Source organism: Moraxella macacae 0408225, assembly GCF_000320365.1.
Taxonomy (GTDB): domain Bacteria; phylum Pseudomonadota; class Gammaproteobacteria; order Pseudomonadales; family Moraxellaceae; genus Faucicola; species Faucicola macacae.
On record NZ_ANIN01000001.1, the window covers coordinates 64,239 to 80,677 of the forward strand.

At 39.5% G+C, this 16,439-nt stretch carries 10 protein-coding genes and 1 tRNA gene; 4 read left to right on the plus strand and 7 right to left on the minus strand.

Going from position 1 to position 16,439, the window contains the following annotated elements:
- Window positions 1-23 precede the first annotated feature (23 nt).
- Entirely contained in the window at window positions 24-2,498 is a 2,475-nt protein-coding gene (lon, locus tag MOMA_RS00260) for an endopeptidase La (RefSeq protein WP_227498074.1), read from the minus strand.
- Window positions 2,499-2,817: 319 nt separating this feature from the next.
- Between lon and MOMA_RS00270 the strand changes: the two genes are divergently transcribed.
- Window positions 2,818-4,200, plus strand: coding sequence for an FAD-binding oxidoreductase (locus tag MOMA_RS00270; protein WP_009501182.1), 1,383 nt, complete (start codon window positions 2,818-2,820; stop codon window positions 4,198-4,200).
- A 128-nt stretch (window positions 4,201-4,328) separates the two neighbouring features.
- On the opposite strand, the gene MOMA_RS00275 is transcribed toward MOMA_RS00270, so the two are convergent.
- The 3 genes from MOMA_RS00275 to ndk form a co-directional block, all read right to left on the minus strand.
- The gene (locus MOMA_RS00275) at window positions 4,329-5,252 is read right to left on the minus strand and encodes a cell division protein ZipA C-terminal FtsZ-binding domain-containing protein (RefSeq protein WP_009501183.1); all 924 of its coding nucleotides are present in this window, start codon (window positions 5,250-5,252) and stop codon (window positions 4,329-4,331) included.
- Between the two features lie 202 nt (window positions 5,253-5,454).
- A complete protein-coding gene (locus MOMA_RS00280; protein WP_009501184.1) occupies window positions 5,455-9,231 on the minus strand; it encodes a chromosome segregation SMC family protein in 3,777 nt (1,258 codons plus the stop codon).
- Window positions 9,232-9,492: 261 nt separating this feature from the next.
- Window positions 9,493-9,924 (minus strand): nucleoside-diphosphate kinase, encoded by a 432-nt coding sequence (gene ndk, locus MOMA_RS00285; RefSeq protein ID WP_009501185.1) that lies wholly within the window; start codon window positions 9,922-9,924, stop codon window positions 9,493-9,495.
- A gap of 157 nt (window positions 9,925-10,081) precedes the next feature.
- Here ndk and MOMA_RS00290 point away from each other — a divergent pair.
- Window positions 10,082-10,158: transfer RNA gene (locus MOMA_RS00290), tRNA-Ile, on the plus strand.
- A 239-nt stretch (window positions 10,159-10,397) separates the two neighbouring features.
- Window positions 10,398-11,576, plus strand: a complete 1,179-nt coding sequence (gene dapE, locus MOMA_RS00295) for a succinyl-diaminopimelate desuccinylase (RefSeq protein ID WP_009501186.1) — start codon at window positions 10,398-10,400, stop codon at window positions 11,574-11,576.
- 101 nt (window positions 11,577-11,677) lie between these two features.
- Here dapE and purH read toward each other — a convergent pair whose 3' ends face one another.
- The 3 genes from purH to MOMA_RS00315 all read right to left on the minus strand — a co-directional run bounded on the left by purH (window position 11,678) and on the right by MOMA_RS00315 (window position 15,044).
- Window positions 11,678-13,261 (minus strand): bifunctional phosphoribosylaminoimidazolecarboxamide formyltransferase/IMP cyclohydrolase, encoded by a 1,584-nt coding sequence (purH, locus tag MOMA_RS00300; protein ID WP_009501187.1) that lies wholly within the window; start codon window positions 13,259-13,261, stop codon window positions 11,678-11,680.
- Between the two features lie 196 nt (window positions 13,262-13,457).
- The gene (locus tag MOMA_RS00310) at window positions 13,458-14,234 is read right to left on the minus strand and encodes a pteridine reductase (protein WP_009501189.1); all 777 of its coding nucleotides are present in this window, start codon (window positions 14,232-14,234) and stop codon (window positions 13,458-13,460) included.
- Between the two features lie 3 nt (window positions 14,235-14,237).
- Entirely contained in the window at window positions 14,238-15,044 is an 807-nt protein-coding gene (locus MOMA_RS00315) for an HNH endonuclease (RefSeq protein WP_009501190.1), read from the minus strand.
- Window positions 15,045-15,218: 174 nt separating this feature from the next.
- Here MOMA_RS00315 and MOMA_RS00320 point away from each other — a divergent pair, with 174 nt between their 5' ends.
- Window positions 15,219-16,391 (plus strand): acyl-CoA dehydrogenase family protein, encoded by a 1,173-nt coding sequence (locus MOMA_RS00320; protein WP_009501191.1) that lies wholly within the window; start codon window positions 15,219-15,221, stop codon window positions 16,389-16,391.
- Window positions 16,392-16,439 lie beyond the last annotated feature (48 nt).

The following is a 16,439-nucleotide window of genomic DNA, read 5'->3' on the forward strand; positions in this document are numbered from 1 at the left end:
TAATTTTGTAATTTTAACAAAAATTAATTCTTTAGGGCTTTGTTTCCTGCCAAATCCATTGCCAAATCCGCAGGTTTTAACGGCGTTGGTGCCTTGACAAAACTTGCCAAAAATACCTCATCGATGTTTTCTACCGCCTGAATGGTTAAACCCTCTTTGACATTGTCAGGAATGTCTACCAAATCACGCTCGTTGGCTTTTGGAATAAGAACATGCTTAATGCCACCACGGTGAGCGGCCAACAGTTTTTCTTTTAAACCGCCAATACGGAGCACTTTACCGCGTAAAGTTACCTCGCCTGTCATCGCAATATCCGAGCGAATAGCAATGCCTGTCAAGGCCGATGCCAATGCCGTGGTTAGTGCTATCCCTGCTGATGGGCCATCTTTTGGCGTGGCTCCTTCAGGCATATGCACATGAATGTCCGTGCCTTTAAAGTTTTCGTAACTTATGCCTAAACTTTCACCGCGAGCTCGCACTACTGTCATAGAGGCACGAATCGACTCTTTCATCACATCACCAAGCGAACCTGTAAAATTAAGCTCGCCTTTGCCTTGAGTTGCAACAGCCTCAATGGTTAGCAATTCACCGCCAACTTGTGTCCACGCCAAACCTGTAATCCGGCCAATTTCAGGATCTTGTTCTGCCAGGCCAAAATCATAAGGCTGCACACCAAGGTAATCATGGATATTATCAGCGGTTACAGTTACAGTTGGTGCGGTTTTGCGTTTTTTGCTATTAGCGGTTTTGCTTTTAGATGGTTTTTCATGCTCCACATTGGTTTTTACCACTTTGCGTGCAATTTTGTTAATTTCACGCTCCAAATTTCGCACGCCTGCCTCGCGCGTATAACGCTGTACAATTGCCTGAATCGCATCGGTTGTAATGTCAATTTCGTTGTCAATCAGGCCGTTTTGGTGCACTGCTTTTGGCAACAGATATTTGTCAGCAATGTTAATTTTTTCATCTTCTGTGTAACCCGATAGACGAATAATTTCCATACGATCAAGCAACGCAGGCGGAATGTCCATGCTGTTGGCGGTGCAAATAAACATGACTTGCGACAAATCCAAGTCCATATCCAAATAATGATCATTAAAACTGTGATTTTGCGACGGATCAAGCACCTCAAGCAAAGCCGATGCAGGATCGCCACGAAAATCTTGTGCCATTTTGTCAATTTCATCAAGCAAAAACAGCGGATTTTTTACCCCAACTTTTGCCAATGATTGCACGATTTTACCTGGCATCGCACCGATATAAGTGCGTCTATGTCCACGAATTTCCGCTTCATCACGCACACCGCCCAAGGCCATACGAATAAATTCTCGCCCTGTTGCACGTGCAATAGACTCACCAAGCGATGTTTTGCCCACACCCGGTGGCCCCACAAGGCATAAAATTGGCCCTTTTAGCTTATCTACGCGAGATTGCACCGCCAAAAATTCCAAAATACGATCTTTAACATCTTTTAAACCGTAATGATCATTGTCAAGCACTTGCGTAGCTTTTGGCAAATCAATATGCACATCACTGGCTTTTTGCCAAGGTGTGTCCAAAATCCACTCGATATAAGTCCGAACAATGGCTGATTCTGATGATGCAGGAGGCATCATTTTAAGTTTACGCAACTCGCTTTCGGCTTTTTTTCGCACCATATCAGGCAAATTGGCTTCTTTGATTTTGGTTGCCAAATCATCTATGTCATCGTCATCGCTTAGCAATTCAGGCTCGCCGTTTTCTTGACGCATGCCGTTTAGCTCGTTTTTAATGACTTTCATTTTTTCATTTAAAACGTATTCACGGTGATTGTTTTCCAGTTGATTGCGAACTTTTTCTTGCAATTCTTGTTCGATATTTTGGTCGGCTTCTTGTTTAACCAAATAATCCATTAGATTTTCAAGGTTGGTTCTAAGATTGTCATTTTCCAAAAAGCTTTGTTTTGCTTCAATGTCAAGTGATACGCGCGTTGCAATAAAATACAGCAATTCTTCCAAACGTTCGATTTTGTCAGCAACTTTTAACAATTCTCTAAAATTACGCAACCGTGATTGGGCGTATTCGGCAAACAAGCCAAGCAGTGTGTCTTTGTATTCTTGTTGTTGGGTTTTGTTGATTCGGCTTTTGTTGGGTTTTAGGGCAATATGTGCAATTAACACCTCATCATAAATATTGCTGACATCTTCTAATTTGGCACGGTATAACCCCTCAATGAGTACTTTCACCGCGTTTTTATCGCTTTCGTGGGGCATGGTGCTAATAATGCGACATACCGTACCGTATTGGTATAAATTGTCAGGGTTTATCTCCTCAAACATAGAATCTTGTTGTGCAATGACAAAAACCAAACCGTCATGTTCACTTTTGGCAAGCTCCACTGCGTTAACCGATGCTTCACGACCAACAAATAACGCAATTTGCATATAGGGATACACCACCACATCTCTTAGAGCAACAAGTGGCAACGGTTGAATTTCGCTTGGGGTTGTCATAATCATTCCTTACATCTTGCTTTATGTTACATTTGCTTCTTTATGTTACATTGTGTTGTGTTACATTGTGTTGTGTTATATCTTATTGTATTGTAGTTTGTTTCATTTTACAAAACCTAAAACACAAAAACTAAAACTTAAGTGGCGGTTGTTTTTAAAAATGCAAGCCATCTATTTAGATTTTGTATGGCTTTTTATAAATATGTTATACTTAACTGATTATCAAGCAAAATTTAGTTTGGTATTAACTTAGCTTGGTACTAATTTAGCAACTTGGTAAAATTTAACCAACAAAATTTAACCAACAAAAGAAAAGGAATGTCTTATGAATCCAGCCCGTTTTGCCGATGCAATTGCCGATTTACAAACACGTTTTGACAAACAATTATCCACCAACTTAACCACGCGCAAACAACACGCCCATACCATGACATGGCTAAAAAATCAGCCAGCAGATGCGGTGCTAACCGTTAATGACAAATTTGACATCTCAGACGCTATCAAAATCTGCAATAAGCATAAAATGCCTGTTATCGCCTTTGGTATTGGATCGTCGCTTGAGGGGCAATTAAACGCACCTAAGGGCGGATTGTGCATTGACATGAGCCAAATGAATGCCGTCGTTGCAGTCAATGAAGAAGACTTAACCGCTACTGTACAAGCAGGTGTAACTCGTGAACAGCTTAACCAATACTTAAGAGCAACTGGCTTGTTTTTTCCGCTTGATCCTGGAGCGAACGCAACCATTGGCGGTATGGTATCAACGCGTGCAAGCGGTACAAATGCGGTGCGTTATGGCACAATGAAAGATGTAACCTTGGCATTGGAGGTTGTCATGCCAAACGGTGAAATTATCCACACCGGCAGCCGTGCCAAAAAATCAGCGGCCGGTTATGATTTAACCAGGCTAATTGTTGGCAGCGAGGGTACGCTTGGCATTGTAACTGAAATCACCGTGCGACTTTTTGGACAACCTGAAGTGGTTGGAAGTGGTATTTGTCATTTTCCAAGTATTCACGATGCCTGTCAAGCAACCATTGCTACCATTCAATTGTGCTTGCCAATTGCCAGAATCGAGCTTTTGGATCCAATCCAAATCCGTGCATGCAACCAATATTCCAATTTAACCTTATCCGAACTGCCTACGCTTTTTGTAGAATTTCACGGTTCAAAAAACGGGGTTCAAGAGCAAGCCAATATGTTTGCTGATATCATTAAGGATTTTGGTGGTAACAATTTTATTTGGGATACCGATGAGGCCGCTCGCAAAAAACTCTGGACAGCCAGACATAATGCGTATTTTGCCAGTTGTGCATTGCGTCCTAATGCCAAAGGTTTGTCTACTGATGCGTGCGTGCCAATTTCACGCTTGGCTGAGTGCGTGGTAGAAACCCAGCAAGACATTGAAAAATCAGGCATGCTGGCTCCGATTGTCGGACATGTCGGTGATGGCAATTTTCATGTATTATTGCTTGTAGATACAGACAGCGAACAAGAGTTGATAGCCGCCGAGGAGATTTTGGCACGCCTAGCCAACCGAGCAATTAGTATGGGAGGCACATGTACAGGCGAGCATGGTATTGGACAAGGCAAGCGCAAATACATGACTCAAGAGCATGGCGGTGCTATTTATTTTATGAAAGCTATCAAAACCGCCTTTGATCCAAACAACATCATGAATCCTGACAAAATTTGGTATAACGATTAATTTTTCTTATCAAAATCAATCTTATCAAAATCAACCTTTTGCCAAACTTATCAAATTTGTCAACAAATAAGTTGGTTAAATTGCTGGCTTATTTGTTGTTATGCAACGTATTTATTGTGATAAATGCTTTATTTGGCAAAATTAAGTGCAATTTCACGCATTTGTTGAATGTTTTCTTTGTTTAACGGTTCGCCTGTTTCATCGTACAAGTAGGCTTGTAAATCCTGAGACAACAAGCCTGAAATACTCACCATACTGTCAAAACCGCGTGATGCTTCAGGGTGCGGTAAAGACACAAACATCACCAAGCCTTTTACATATTGGTTTGGCAATTTGTTCAAATCAAACGGTAAAATCCCCTCTTCGGTTACCATCATCACGCTAAACCACAAAAGCCCCGTACCGTCTTTGTTGGCATAACGATGAAACATATTCATCGCTCCAAATTTTAAGCCGTATTTGTCAAATAATTTTAACAAATCCCTACCTAAAATCCGTGAAAATTGTTCTTTTGGAAATAAACTAATGTTGAGATTTTGCACAGCGTGATTTAGCGGACTGTCTTGATCATTGTCAATTTGGGCTTGGATATGATCATCTAAAATCGGACTGGTATCACTAAAACCGTCTTTTTTTAGCTTGCGTTCATCATAAGTTTGTACCACAGGCGTGATGGTTTCTGTTGCATTTGCCAATGCACTAAACGCATCTTGTTGAGTGGCTTGTGCAGATTGGGTTTCGTGCTGCGATGCATGATGGTCAGTTTGATTTGGCGTGGTGGTTTTTGAGCTGGCATCTGGTTCGGTAAAATCGGTATTTTTTGCTGATAGCGTAATGTTTTTTTTGGCTTCGGTTTTGTCATCAGAATTTGGATTGTCTGAACTTGGACGTTGATGACGCGGTAAAATTGGCAAACCGTCTTTATCCGCCGGACTATCGGATACATTTTCTAAACTGGGTTGTTTGGAATTTTTTGCCGAAAACAACACATACGCACCCCAAGCAATAGCAACTACCGCCACCACAATTAACAAAAAATTCATCACAGTCATACTCAATCCTTAAACCCAAATGTGCAAATTTTGTTAAAAATCAACACATAAAATGTATAACAAATAAAAACTTATATAAAATAAAAACATATATAGTAGCATGCCTGACAATTTCGAGCTACTAAAAAGCGATGTAAAAAATGCAATTTTTGCCAATTTTTTTCGTATTTTTTGCCAAAATTGTTAAAAATTATTACCAATTTTATTGCACCGCCTTATCCGATTCTAAATACGCCGCCACTTCATTCATATCCACACTAACAAGCCTTGAAACCCCTGCTGTTGGCATGGTTACGCCTTTGAGTTCATCTGCTGCCTGCATGGCCAGTTTGTTATGACTGATAAAAATAAACTGCACATCTTTGGCCAATTCACCAATAAGGCTTGTAAAACGTGCCACATTGGCATCATCAAGCGGAGCGTCCACTTCATCTAGCACACAAAACGGCGCAGGCTGTTGTTTAAAAATCGCAAAAACCAAACTAAGTGCCGTCAAGGTTTTTTCACCGCCTGACAACAAGGCCAAACGGCTATTTTTCTTGCCCTTCGGTTTAGCCATAAGTTCAAGCCCTGACTGCCAACTGTCATCTACCAACACCAAGCTTGCCTGCCCACCGCCAAATACTTGTACAAATAGCTGATTTAAATCCACATTGACCTGATTGAGCATATTCATGAACAATTGTTTGGTTTGACTGTCAATTTGCCTAATTGCTTCACGCAACTTGTCAATACTCGCGGTTAGATCATTTATCTGCTCTGACAGTGGTGATAAACGTTGTGTAATTGTGTCCAATTCTGCCAAAGCTGCGTGATTCACCGCCCCAAGCTGTTGCAAATTTTGTTGCAACTGGCGCAAGGCTCGCCGTTTGACATCTACATCATTCACACTCAACAACACTTGGTTTTGTAACGCCTGCTCTTGTGTTGGCATTGCCACGCCTTGATTCAACATTTGTTGAGAAATTTGTTCAGATCGTTGATTAATCAAGGCCAATTCGGTTTGTTTGTCATAACCTTGTTGTTGTAGGTTTTGTAGCTGTTGTTGTTTGGCTTGAAACTTATGCTGCTCGTTGATTTTTTGTTGCTCCAACTCAACCAATTTGGCATCAATCTCCTCCAAAACCGATGTGCTTTGCGCCAAACGTTGCTGACACTTATCCACTTGCTCAACAAAAGTTGGTAATTCTTGTTGCAATTGGGTAAAAGACTGGATTAATGTCTGCAATTGTTGTTGTTCGTGCTGTTGTTGATGGTGTAATTTTTGTTGGATTTGAAGTTGATGCTGTTGTTGTAGCTCGGCTTTGTTTAGTGCAAGGCTTAACTCATGGTATTGATTTTCATAGCTTTTTTGTTTTGCGTGTTGGTCGGCTAATTCTTGATCAAGCGTTTCTTGCACCTGAATTTTTTGATTTAAGCGCGGCTGTATTTCTGCCAGTTGCTGACGGATACGCTCTGCATCGGCTTGATGATTTTGTATCGTTTGGCTAATTTGTGTTTGTTCGCCAGTTAAACGATCAAGCTCCTGTGCCAAATGCCGCTCATGGGTTTGTAATTGGCTGATTTCGTGTTGATATTGCAACCTGTCATGGCTAAGCTGTTGTTTTTGTTGGTTTAATTGTAATAATTCATTGCGACTGGCTTGATCTTGGGCTTGCCATTCTTGTAACGCGATCGCCTCTACTTGCACTTGATTTGCCAAACGCTCACAAATCGGTCGCTGTTTGTCTATCAGATCTTGTAACGCTTCAATGCGTTGTTGCTGCGAAAAATACTGACTCATCGCAGGGATTGGTGTTGGTTTGGCATGGTTTTTTTCACCAGAACCCAGCCCCCATACCAAAGCGTGCAAATCCAAACACAAATGTGAATTAAGCAATAAAATTTCATCATGCTCACCAAATATCAACAGCCAATCACTGGGCAAAAAATGTGGCAACTGATGAATTAAACTTAACAATACATCATGATTATCAATAAAATCTTGTTGGCAAAGCGGTTGTTTTAACAGCCAAACGTGAGAAAAAATTGGTAAATCTGGCGTTATTAACAATGCACTTAAACAGATCCAATGCTGATTTTCCAGTCTCTGCTCTGTCTTTGGCGGATCTGTCTTTGGTACGGTTTCTGTCTTTAGCGAAGTTTTATGCTGCAATTGTGTCAACTGATTGGTAAAAAACGCATCAAACAGCACCGCTTTTTTACCAAACAATACCGAAAAATCAAACAAATTTTGCTTCTCTGATAAAACAGGAGTTAATACCAACCATTGAGTCAATATTGCCAAACACTTATCCAACTGTTTACTAAACAATTTACCCCGCGAACTTAAATTTATCTTCGTCAACAACAAGTGTAAATCCAAATTTGTCGGAGTTTTTTGATTGATCTTGTGTTGATTTTGGGCAATTTTTTGCAAAAATTGATCATAATCATCTACCAACTTTTGCAAGGTTTTTTGTTCGGTTTGCCATTGTTCTTGTTGTTGTAAGGCTTTATGATGTTGACGATCCAAACTTTCCAGCGTATCGGCTTGATCGGTGATTTGTTGTTGCCGATCAAGTATGATATTTTCCAGTTGATGAATTTTTTCGGTTAACACAGTGATTTGATTGTCATCAAATTTTGCATGTTTGGCCACGTGGTCTTGTTGTTTTTGCTCAAAAATTGCTTGATTTTTTTGGTGTTGTTGTTGGTGCAAGGTAAGTTTTTGTGCTTGCTGCTGTGCGGTTTTTAGCAAATTTTCTACAATCGCCAGTTGTTTTTCATACTCTTGTTTTTGTTGCTGTAATTGACTGATTTCACCGGTGATAATTTGGCGTTGTCGCTCGGTTTGTTGCCAAACTTGTTGCTTTTGTTCAATGGTTGTCTGTAAAGCCATCAGTTTATTTGGCAAGGTTTGCAAGTGTTTGGCATTGGCGTGTTGTTCGCTGCTAATTTGGTTAAGCTGCGCGGTTAAATTTTGTTCGGTTTTGGTTAATTCATCAATTTTGGCTTGCTGCTGATTAAGTAAATTTTGCTGTTGTTGGTATAAACTTTGGGCTTCGTGGTGCTTTTGCCAATAATTTTGACACAGATTCTGCTGTTCTTGTTTGGCAAGCTGTTGTTCATAGATTTTTTGTTGTAATTGCTTGTCCTGCTCGGTTAATTGATTAACAGCATTTTGCGCTTCTGCAATTTTTTGCTTAAGATCTTGCTGTTGATTGTGTAAATTTTGGTGTTGCTTCGATACTTGTACGGCTTCATTAATCAACAATTGTGTGTTAATTTCATCGATTTGTTGCTGATATAAATGAGCCTGCTTGGCAATTGTGGCTTGTTTTTCCAATCGTTTTTGTTGAGCGGTAAGTTCACCTGTCATGTCATTTAGGCGGTTTAGGTTGTCATTGGCATGATCGAGCTGTTTTTGAGTTTCCTCGCGGCGATGTTGATACCGCGAAACGCCCGATGCTTCTTCAATAAACTCGCGCAATTGCAAGGCATTCGCCTCGATAATTCGCCCAATCATACCCTGCTCAATCACCGCATAACTTCTGGCACCAAGCCCTGTCCCCAAAAACACATCTACCACATCGCGGCGTCGCACTTTTGTGCCATTGATAAAATAATCCGACTTGCCCTCACGGCTCATTTGGCGGCGCACCGACAATTCATGATACAAATTGAGTGAATGCTGAATGCCACTTTTAGCATAAGTTTGATGCAAGGCATCGCCTTGTGTGTTTTCAAAAATCAGCTCCACACTTGCCAAACTTTTGGCGGATTTTTGTTGTGTGCCTGCAAAAATTACATCGCTCATTGCACCACCGCGCAACTGTTTGGCAGAACTTTCTCCAAGCACCCAACGAATGGCATCGATCACATTGGATTTGCCACAACCATTTGGACCAACAATCGCGGTGATGTTGTGCTTAAAATGAAACGTCGTGGGGTTGGCAAAAGATTTAAAGCCTGCTAATTTGAGTTGTTTTAAACGCATAATCGGATAATTTTTGCTGATTGACTGATTTTTAAAAACAATTAATTTAAAAAAACAATTAATTTAAAAAAAACAGTTTAAAAAACAGTTTGGTGATTAAAAAATAGGCTATTTTAACATTTAAGCCAAAATTTGCCAAAAATAATTTTGCCAAAAACCTAAAACCAAAACAAAAAGCGATCGAAACATTTCAATCGCTTTTGACTTGCAGTTTTTAATTAAAGTTTTAACTAAAAATTGTAGTTAAAATTGTAGTTAAAATTAACGCGTGCGTGGACAAACTTCATGATCTGCAAAAAAATAGGCAATTTCACGTTGTGCAGAAGCTGTGCTATCTGAACCGTGCACCGCATTTTCGTCAATGCTTGTTGCAAAATCACGGCGGATAGTGCCTTGAGCGGCATCTTTTGGGTTTGTTGCACCCATGATCTCACGGTGAGACAATACCGCATTTTCACCCTCTAATACAGACACAACCACAGGGCCTGAAGTCATAAAACTTACCAAATCACCATAAAATGGGCGTTCTTTGTGTTCGGCATAAAAACCGCCCGCTTTTTCGTCGTCTAAGTGAAGCATTTTTGCTGCAACGATTTTTAAGCCTGCTTTTTCAAAACGAGCATAAATCTCTCCAATATGATTGCCTGCCACGGCATCAGGTTTGATGATAGAAAGCGTACGTTCAATTGCCATGATAAGCTCCTAAAAAGTAAGTAATGAAAATAATAAAATAAAAACGCCCACTATTATAACGCAGTCTTAAACTAAAGTAAAAGCCTAGATCTACAATTTTTATAAAAAATTCTTGCAAAAAATTTTTTTTAAGGTATCATAGTATCGTTAAGTTTTAGGGCCTATAGCTCAGTTGGTTAGAGCAGAGGACTCATAATCCTTTGGTCCACAGTTCAAGTCTGTGTGGGCCCACCAAATTTAACATATTCTTTTAAAAGGTTCTTTTAAAAGGTTGTGATTTAGCAACAGTCTAAGTTGTGATAAAGTCTAAAATCCAGTTATTGAAATGCAGTCATTAAAATACAGTCATTAAAATTGAAACCTTGTAATTTTTACAAGGTTTTTTAATTTATGCAATTACCAATAAAAATACACAACACCAATAAAAATACTAACAATGTACCCACATTGCCACCAAAAACCTTGGAAAACCTATGACCAAAACCCTAAACCTATCCATCGAACTGCTCAAACAACCATCTATCACACCAAAAGACGAAAATTGCCAAGATATTATTGCCAAACGCTTAAAAGATGTGGGGTTTAGCAGTGAGTTTTTATATTTTGGTGATAAAAACGATAGCGGACGAAACAGCGAGGTAAAAAATTTATGGGCAAGGTGTGGCAATCAAGCACCGCTGGTTTGTTTTTTAGGGCATACCGATGTAGTTCCTGTTGGCGATGTCGCAGATTGGCAATTTGACCCATTTACGCCAACCATCAAAAACGGACAATTGTACGCTCGTGGTGCATCCGATATGAAAACAGCAATTGCCTGTTTTACGGTTGCCTGCGAAAATTTTATTCACAATCACCCCGATCATATCGGTTCAATTGCCCTGCTTTTAACCTCAGATGAAGAAGGCCCATCAATCAACGGCACAGCAAAAGTCATACAAACACTAACCGATCGTCATGAAAAAATTGATTATTGCTTGGTTGGCGAACCATCAAGCAGCAAAATTGTGGGTGATGTGATTAAAAATGGCAGGCGCGGTTCGCTTGGCGGCGTTTTAACCGTTACAGGCAAGCAAGGACATGTTGCATATCCACATTTGGCCGTCAACCCCATTCATGAAGCAAGTTTGGCATTGTCAGAGCTTGTTGGACAAACATGGGATAAGGGCAACGCGTTTTTTCCGCCCACAACCATGCAAATTTCCAACATCAACGCAGGAACAGGGGCAAATAACGTCATTCCAAATACGCTAACAGCCGAGTTTAATTTTCGTTTTTCAACCGAAACCACAGAAGATGAATTAAAGCAAAAAACCCATGCAATTTTTGATAAACATTTTGCCAATGCAAAAGCAACCTATCAAATTGACTGGAAATTGTCAGGGCAACCGTTTTTGACCGAACAAGGCAAACTGGTGAGTGCATGCCAAAATGCAATAAAAACCGTCATGAACATTGATACCAAGCTGTCCACATCTGGCGGTACATCTGATGGGCGGTTTGTTGCACCGACTGGCGCACAAGTGGTAGAATTAGGGGTATTAAATGCCACCATTCATCAGATCAACGAAAATGTAGCCGTAGATGATTTAGAAAAATTAACCCAAATTTATGAGCAAATTTTAAAAAATTTATTGTTAAAAAGAAATTGTTAAAAAGAAATTATTGTTAAATTAGCACTTGATAAACCTCTTTTGTGCATTTAAAAGAGGTTTATTGTCATTAAGCCAATGTTAAAAAAAATCAATGTTAAAAATCAATGCCGAAAATGACGCATGCCTGTAAACACCATAGCAATGCCGTGTTCATCTGCCGCCACTATCGTTTCATCATCACGCATTGATCCACCTGGCTGAATAATAGCAGCAATGCCTGCTTTGGCAGCATTGTCAATGCCATCACGAAATGGAAAAAACGCATCCGATGCCATGACCGCTCCTATGGGTGAAAGACCTGCATGCTGTGCTTTTATCCCTGCAATACGTGCTGAATTAACCCGGCTCATTTGCCCTGCCCCTATGCCTATCGTCCGCTTGTCTTTACCGTACACAATTGCATTAGATTTGACGTATTTTGCTACATTCCAAGTAAAGAGCAAATCTTCTAGTTGGGCTTGGGTGGGTTGTACTTTGCTAACCACTTGTAAATCATCAAGGGTAATCAAGCCTAAATCTTGATCTTGCACCAACAAACCGCCAGTTACACGCTTAAAATCAAATTTGGCTTGTCGCTCTTTGGGTTTTGGCAATTCACCACAAACAAGCACGCGCACATTCTTTTTTGCACCCGTGATCGCCAGTACACCCTCTTCTATACAAGGAGCAATGATAACCTCAACAAATTGTTGTTCAATAATGGCTTTCGCTGTCGCTATGTCCAATTTACGGTTAAAGGCAATGATACCGCCAAATGCAGATTCAGGATCGGTTAAAAAGGCTTTTTGGTAAGCATAAGTCAAATTATCGTCCAGTGCAACTCCGCACGGATTGGCATGTTTGACAATCACACAAGCCGGTGTCTCAAAGGATTTGACACATTCTAAAGCAGCATCGGTATCAGCAATGTTGTTGTAGGATAATGCTTTGCCTTGTAACTGCTTGGCTGTTGCAATACTGGCTTCTGGTTTGGCATTGGTGGGGGTTTTTTCCACATAAAAACTGGCTTTTTGGTGCGGATTTTCACCATAACGCAGATCTTGAGATTTATCCATTTGTAGGTTAAAAGTGCGTGAAAAATCATCAGCATTGTCAAAATCATGCAATCGACGCCCTAAAAAGTTGGCTATCATACCATCATAATGGGCGGTATGTTCAAAGGCTTTTATTGCCAAATCAAAACGCGTTTTTGCCAATATTGTACCGTTTGCTGTCAATTCACCCAAAATACTGGCATAATCATTGGGATCGGTAACAATACTCACATGCTCATGATTTTTGGCGGCAGCACGCACCATGGTAGGGCCGCCGATATCAATATTTTCAAGGGCATCTGTTTTGTTCACATCAGGTTTGGCAATGGTTTTGGCAAAAGGGTATAAATTCACCACCACCATGTCAATACGCTCAATGCCATGCAATGCCATCACCGCATCATCAAGTCCGCGACGCCCCAAAATACCGCCATGAATTTTTGGATGCAAGGTTTTGACGCGTCCGTCCATCATCTCAGCAAACCCTGTATATTGAGCAACTTCCAAAACCTCAACACCATGATCTTTAAGCAATTGATACGTTCCCCCTGTAGAAAGCAGGCGAAAGTTGTGTATTAACAAACCTTTGGCAAAATCAACAATGCCAGATTTATCAGAAACAGATAACAATGCAAATGGTTGTGTCGTCATAAAAAACCTAACTTATATAAAATGAGTATCCAAAAAACAAAAAGAAAATTTAAAAAGCAAACACTGGTTTAGCATAAATACTAGTTTATCATAAATATAACCTAATTTTGCTAAAAAATTTAGCCAGTTTTGTAATTGGTTAATTTTGCAATTCATCAGTTTTTCATCAGTTTTGTATTGCATATCAAAATTAAAATCACACATGTTGCATTGGATTTCCAGCCAAAGTCAAACTGCGACCGCCATCAACTGCCAACACTTGTCCGGTAATATAGCGAGCCTGCGCCAAAAAAAGCACCGCATCAGCAATATCTGACGGCTCACCTACGCGTTGTAGCGGAATACTTTGACAAATGGAGGTGATTTGTTGTTTTGTTAACGATTGTTCACTATTTTCATCAGGCAAAATGTTAACGCCAGGAGCAACGCCGTTTACGCGTACGAATGGAGCAAGTTCTAAAGCCAGCGATTGCACCAACATTTGATGTGCAGATTTTGCCATATTATACACACTATAGCCCACAAACGGACGAGCATTGGCATGAATATCCAAAATACTAATAATACAACCGTGATTTTGCTGAAGATTTTTTGCTAAGGCTTGGGATAAAAATAGCGGTGCTTTTGCATTGGATAACATCAAATTTTGCCAATCTTTAGGGCAAATTGTTCCAAAAGGCGTCGGATAAAAACGCGATGCGTTATGCACCAACACATCAATACGTCCAAATGCAGTTAAAATTTTATCTGCCAGTTGCCAAATTTCATCAAAATTTTCTAAGTTTGCTTGGATAATTTTCGCTGAATTTGGACGAATTTGATTAAGTGATTTGGCAAGATCGCTGGCAGCTTGTTCGCTGTGATGATAATGAATGACAACCTGATAGCCCATCTGATGAAAAGCGGTAACAATCGATCGTCCAATGCGTTTTGCACCGCCTGTGATACAAGCGACTTTTGTGCCGTTTTTCATAACTCAACCTTTAAAAATATATCGGTGATGATAATCCAAAAACTCCTTATTTGGTAAAAAACGTTTTGGTAAAATAATTGGTTTTTTATCAAAATCAAAAAAGAATTTATGCAAACTTTCATCTGACTGTAAGTCTTGTAAATACGAAGACACTTTTATGGTATAATCAAAATCTACGGTAATCAATCCCCTATCAAAGGCTTTATCGTGTAAATTGTTTAAGCACAAACCATTTTCAGGATTAAGACGGTTACTCTCATCTTTTGACCATGGTACAATATGACTGGCTACAAGCAGGCTAGGAATATTAAGACCTGTTAAACAACATTTATTTTCATAAGCTGACAAAATCATTTTTCTAAAAAAGTTTTGATTTGCTCTGATTTTTACGAGTTTTTCAGCGGCTAACCCCTCTTTCTCTTGGTAAAGAAAGTTATCCATATCAATAAAATCAATCTTTTTAATATCGTTATCAATATCAACTATTCGTTGCAATTGATTATTTTTTAAATTACTCAGAATAAGTTCGCTTTCATAAATCATTTTTTCCCAGTTTTGAGAAAATTCGTCAAAAATGACTTTATCTGCTTTACTACCATTGCTCGCCCCTTTAATTCCTTGAGCTTGTAAACTTGGATCGAGACTGGCAAAGTTTACAAGTTTCCATGAAACAGCAGATGGTGTACGCCCAATCAAACTCGCCAAATCAACAACCTCTTTTCGTTTTGCATTAGTAACACTAAATGGCAATTGACAATATAAATTAAAAACAACAATCAATTCTTCTCTTGTCCAGTTTTTTCTTGCCATCTGAAATACCCTTTAACAAAACCGTCAATACTATAGTTCATTTAACTGATAAATTTAATATTTTATCATAATTTTTAACTTCATAAAATTTTATTTACTTATGCAAAATTAGCATAAAGACCCATGTATTTATTGCTTTATAATAGGCTATTTTTTATACATTTTAGGCATATTATGACAAATTTAGTTATGACAAATTCAGCACAAGATCACTTGGTTGCACAACTTATCAATGACTGCCAAAACCACCAACTTTTGTTAAATAACGTCAGTCAACTAGCCAACAAGATTTTAACTCCAAAAGTATTAGCCATTGACAAGGGTTATTATCCGCTTCCAGAAATGAGTAAACTTGCCAAAGCCGGGGCGTTTGCACCACATTTGACAGCATTTGGCAATCGTTTTGATGTGGCAATTGACAGCACGGCCAAAATTGCCGAAGTTTGTGGCACAACGGGTTTTTTGTCATGGTGTCATCAAGTTATGGGTTTATACCTTGATCAATCTGAAAATAGCACTTTAGCCCAAAAAATCCTGCCAAATCATCTGCTTGGCAATACTTTTGGAGGAACAGCTCTATCCAATCCAATGAAAACTTTTGCCAATATCGAGTCTATGATTTTGCGTGCCAAAAAAGTAGACGGCGGCTATGTCGTATCCGGTACTTTACCGTGGATCAGTCATATCGCACCAAATCAGTATTGCGGGGCAATTGCAACGGTTGAAAGTGATACAACCAACAAAAAAGATGTGTTCTTTTTGTTAAGATTTGATGAGACAAAAAAAGCACAGTGGCAATTAAACCCATGCCCTGCTTTTAGCGGTATGGAGGGTTCTAGCACTTGGCAAATTAAACTCAATGATTATTTTATACCAAACAGCGATCTGATTGCAGATCCTGTGAAACCTTTTATTGAAAAAGTGCGCGGTGCGTTTGTGCTTATGCAAATGGGCATAGGCATAGGCATTATTCAAGGAGCCATTAACGACATTAACGCGGTAGAAGATCAACTTGGACACGTCAATCAATTTTTGGCAGATCAAGCAGACGGCTTACAAGAAGCCTTAAACAGTACAATTGCCCAAACGCATACCCTTGCCAAAACCCCATTTGATAGCAGTAAAGATTTCTTTTTAGATGTACTGGATTTACGCTGTCAAGGCGCAAAATTAAGTCTAAAAGCCACCCAAGCATCTCTACTACACCAAGGTGCAAGAGGCTATCTGATGACAGCAAATCCACAACGCCGTATCCGCGAGGCTCATTTTGTGGCAATTGTTACCCCTGCAATTAAGCATTTGCGTGCGTTATCACATCAGTTAATGCGTGAAATTTCACCCAATTGACATCATTTTTATTAAATAATTTTATTTATTAAATGATTTTTTATTAAA

Excerpts from the sequence above, each read along its gene's own strand:
- lon (WP_227498074.1), bottom strand. The coding sequence starts at position 2,498 with ATGATTATGACAACCCCAAGCGAAATTCAACCGTTGCCACTTGTTGCT.
- MOMA_RS00270 (WP_009501182.1), top strand. The coding sequence starts at position 2,818 with ATGAATCCAGCCCGTTTTGCCGATGCAATTGCCGATTTACAAACACGT.
- MOMA_RS00275 (WP_009501183.1), bottom strand. The coding sequence starts at position 5,252 with ATGACTGTGATGAATTTTTTGTTAATTGTGGTGGCGGTAGTTGCTATT.
- MOMA_RS00280 (WP_009501184.1), bottom strand. The coding sequence starts at position 9,231 with ATGCGTTTAAAACAACTCAAATTAGCAGGCTTTAAATCTTTTGCCAAC.
- ndk (WP_009501185.1), bottom strand. The coding sequence starts at position 9,924 with ATGGCAATTGAACGTACGCTTTCTATCATCAAACCTGATGCCGTGGCA.
- dapE (WP_009501186.1), top strand. The coding sequence starts at position 10,398 with ATGACCAAAACCCTAAACCTATCCATCGAACTGCTCAAACAACCATCT.
- purH (WP_009501187.1), bottom strand. The coding sequence starts at position 13,261 with ATGACGACACAACCATTTGCATTGTTATCTGTTTCTGATAAATCTGGC.
- MOMA_RS00310 (WP_009501189.1), bottom strand. The coding sequence starts at position 14,234 with ATGAAAAACGGCACAAAAGTCGCTTGTATCACAGGCGGTGCAAAACGC.
- MOMA_RS00315 (WP_009501190.1), bottom strand. The coding sequence starts at position 15,044 with ATGGCAAGAAAAAACTGGACAAGAGAAGAATTGATTGTTGTTTTTAAT.
- MOMA_RS00320 (WP_009501191.1), top strand. The coding sequence starts at position 15,219 with ATGACAAATTTAGTTATGACAAATTCAGCACAAGATCACTTGGTTGCA.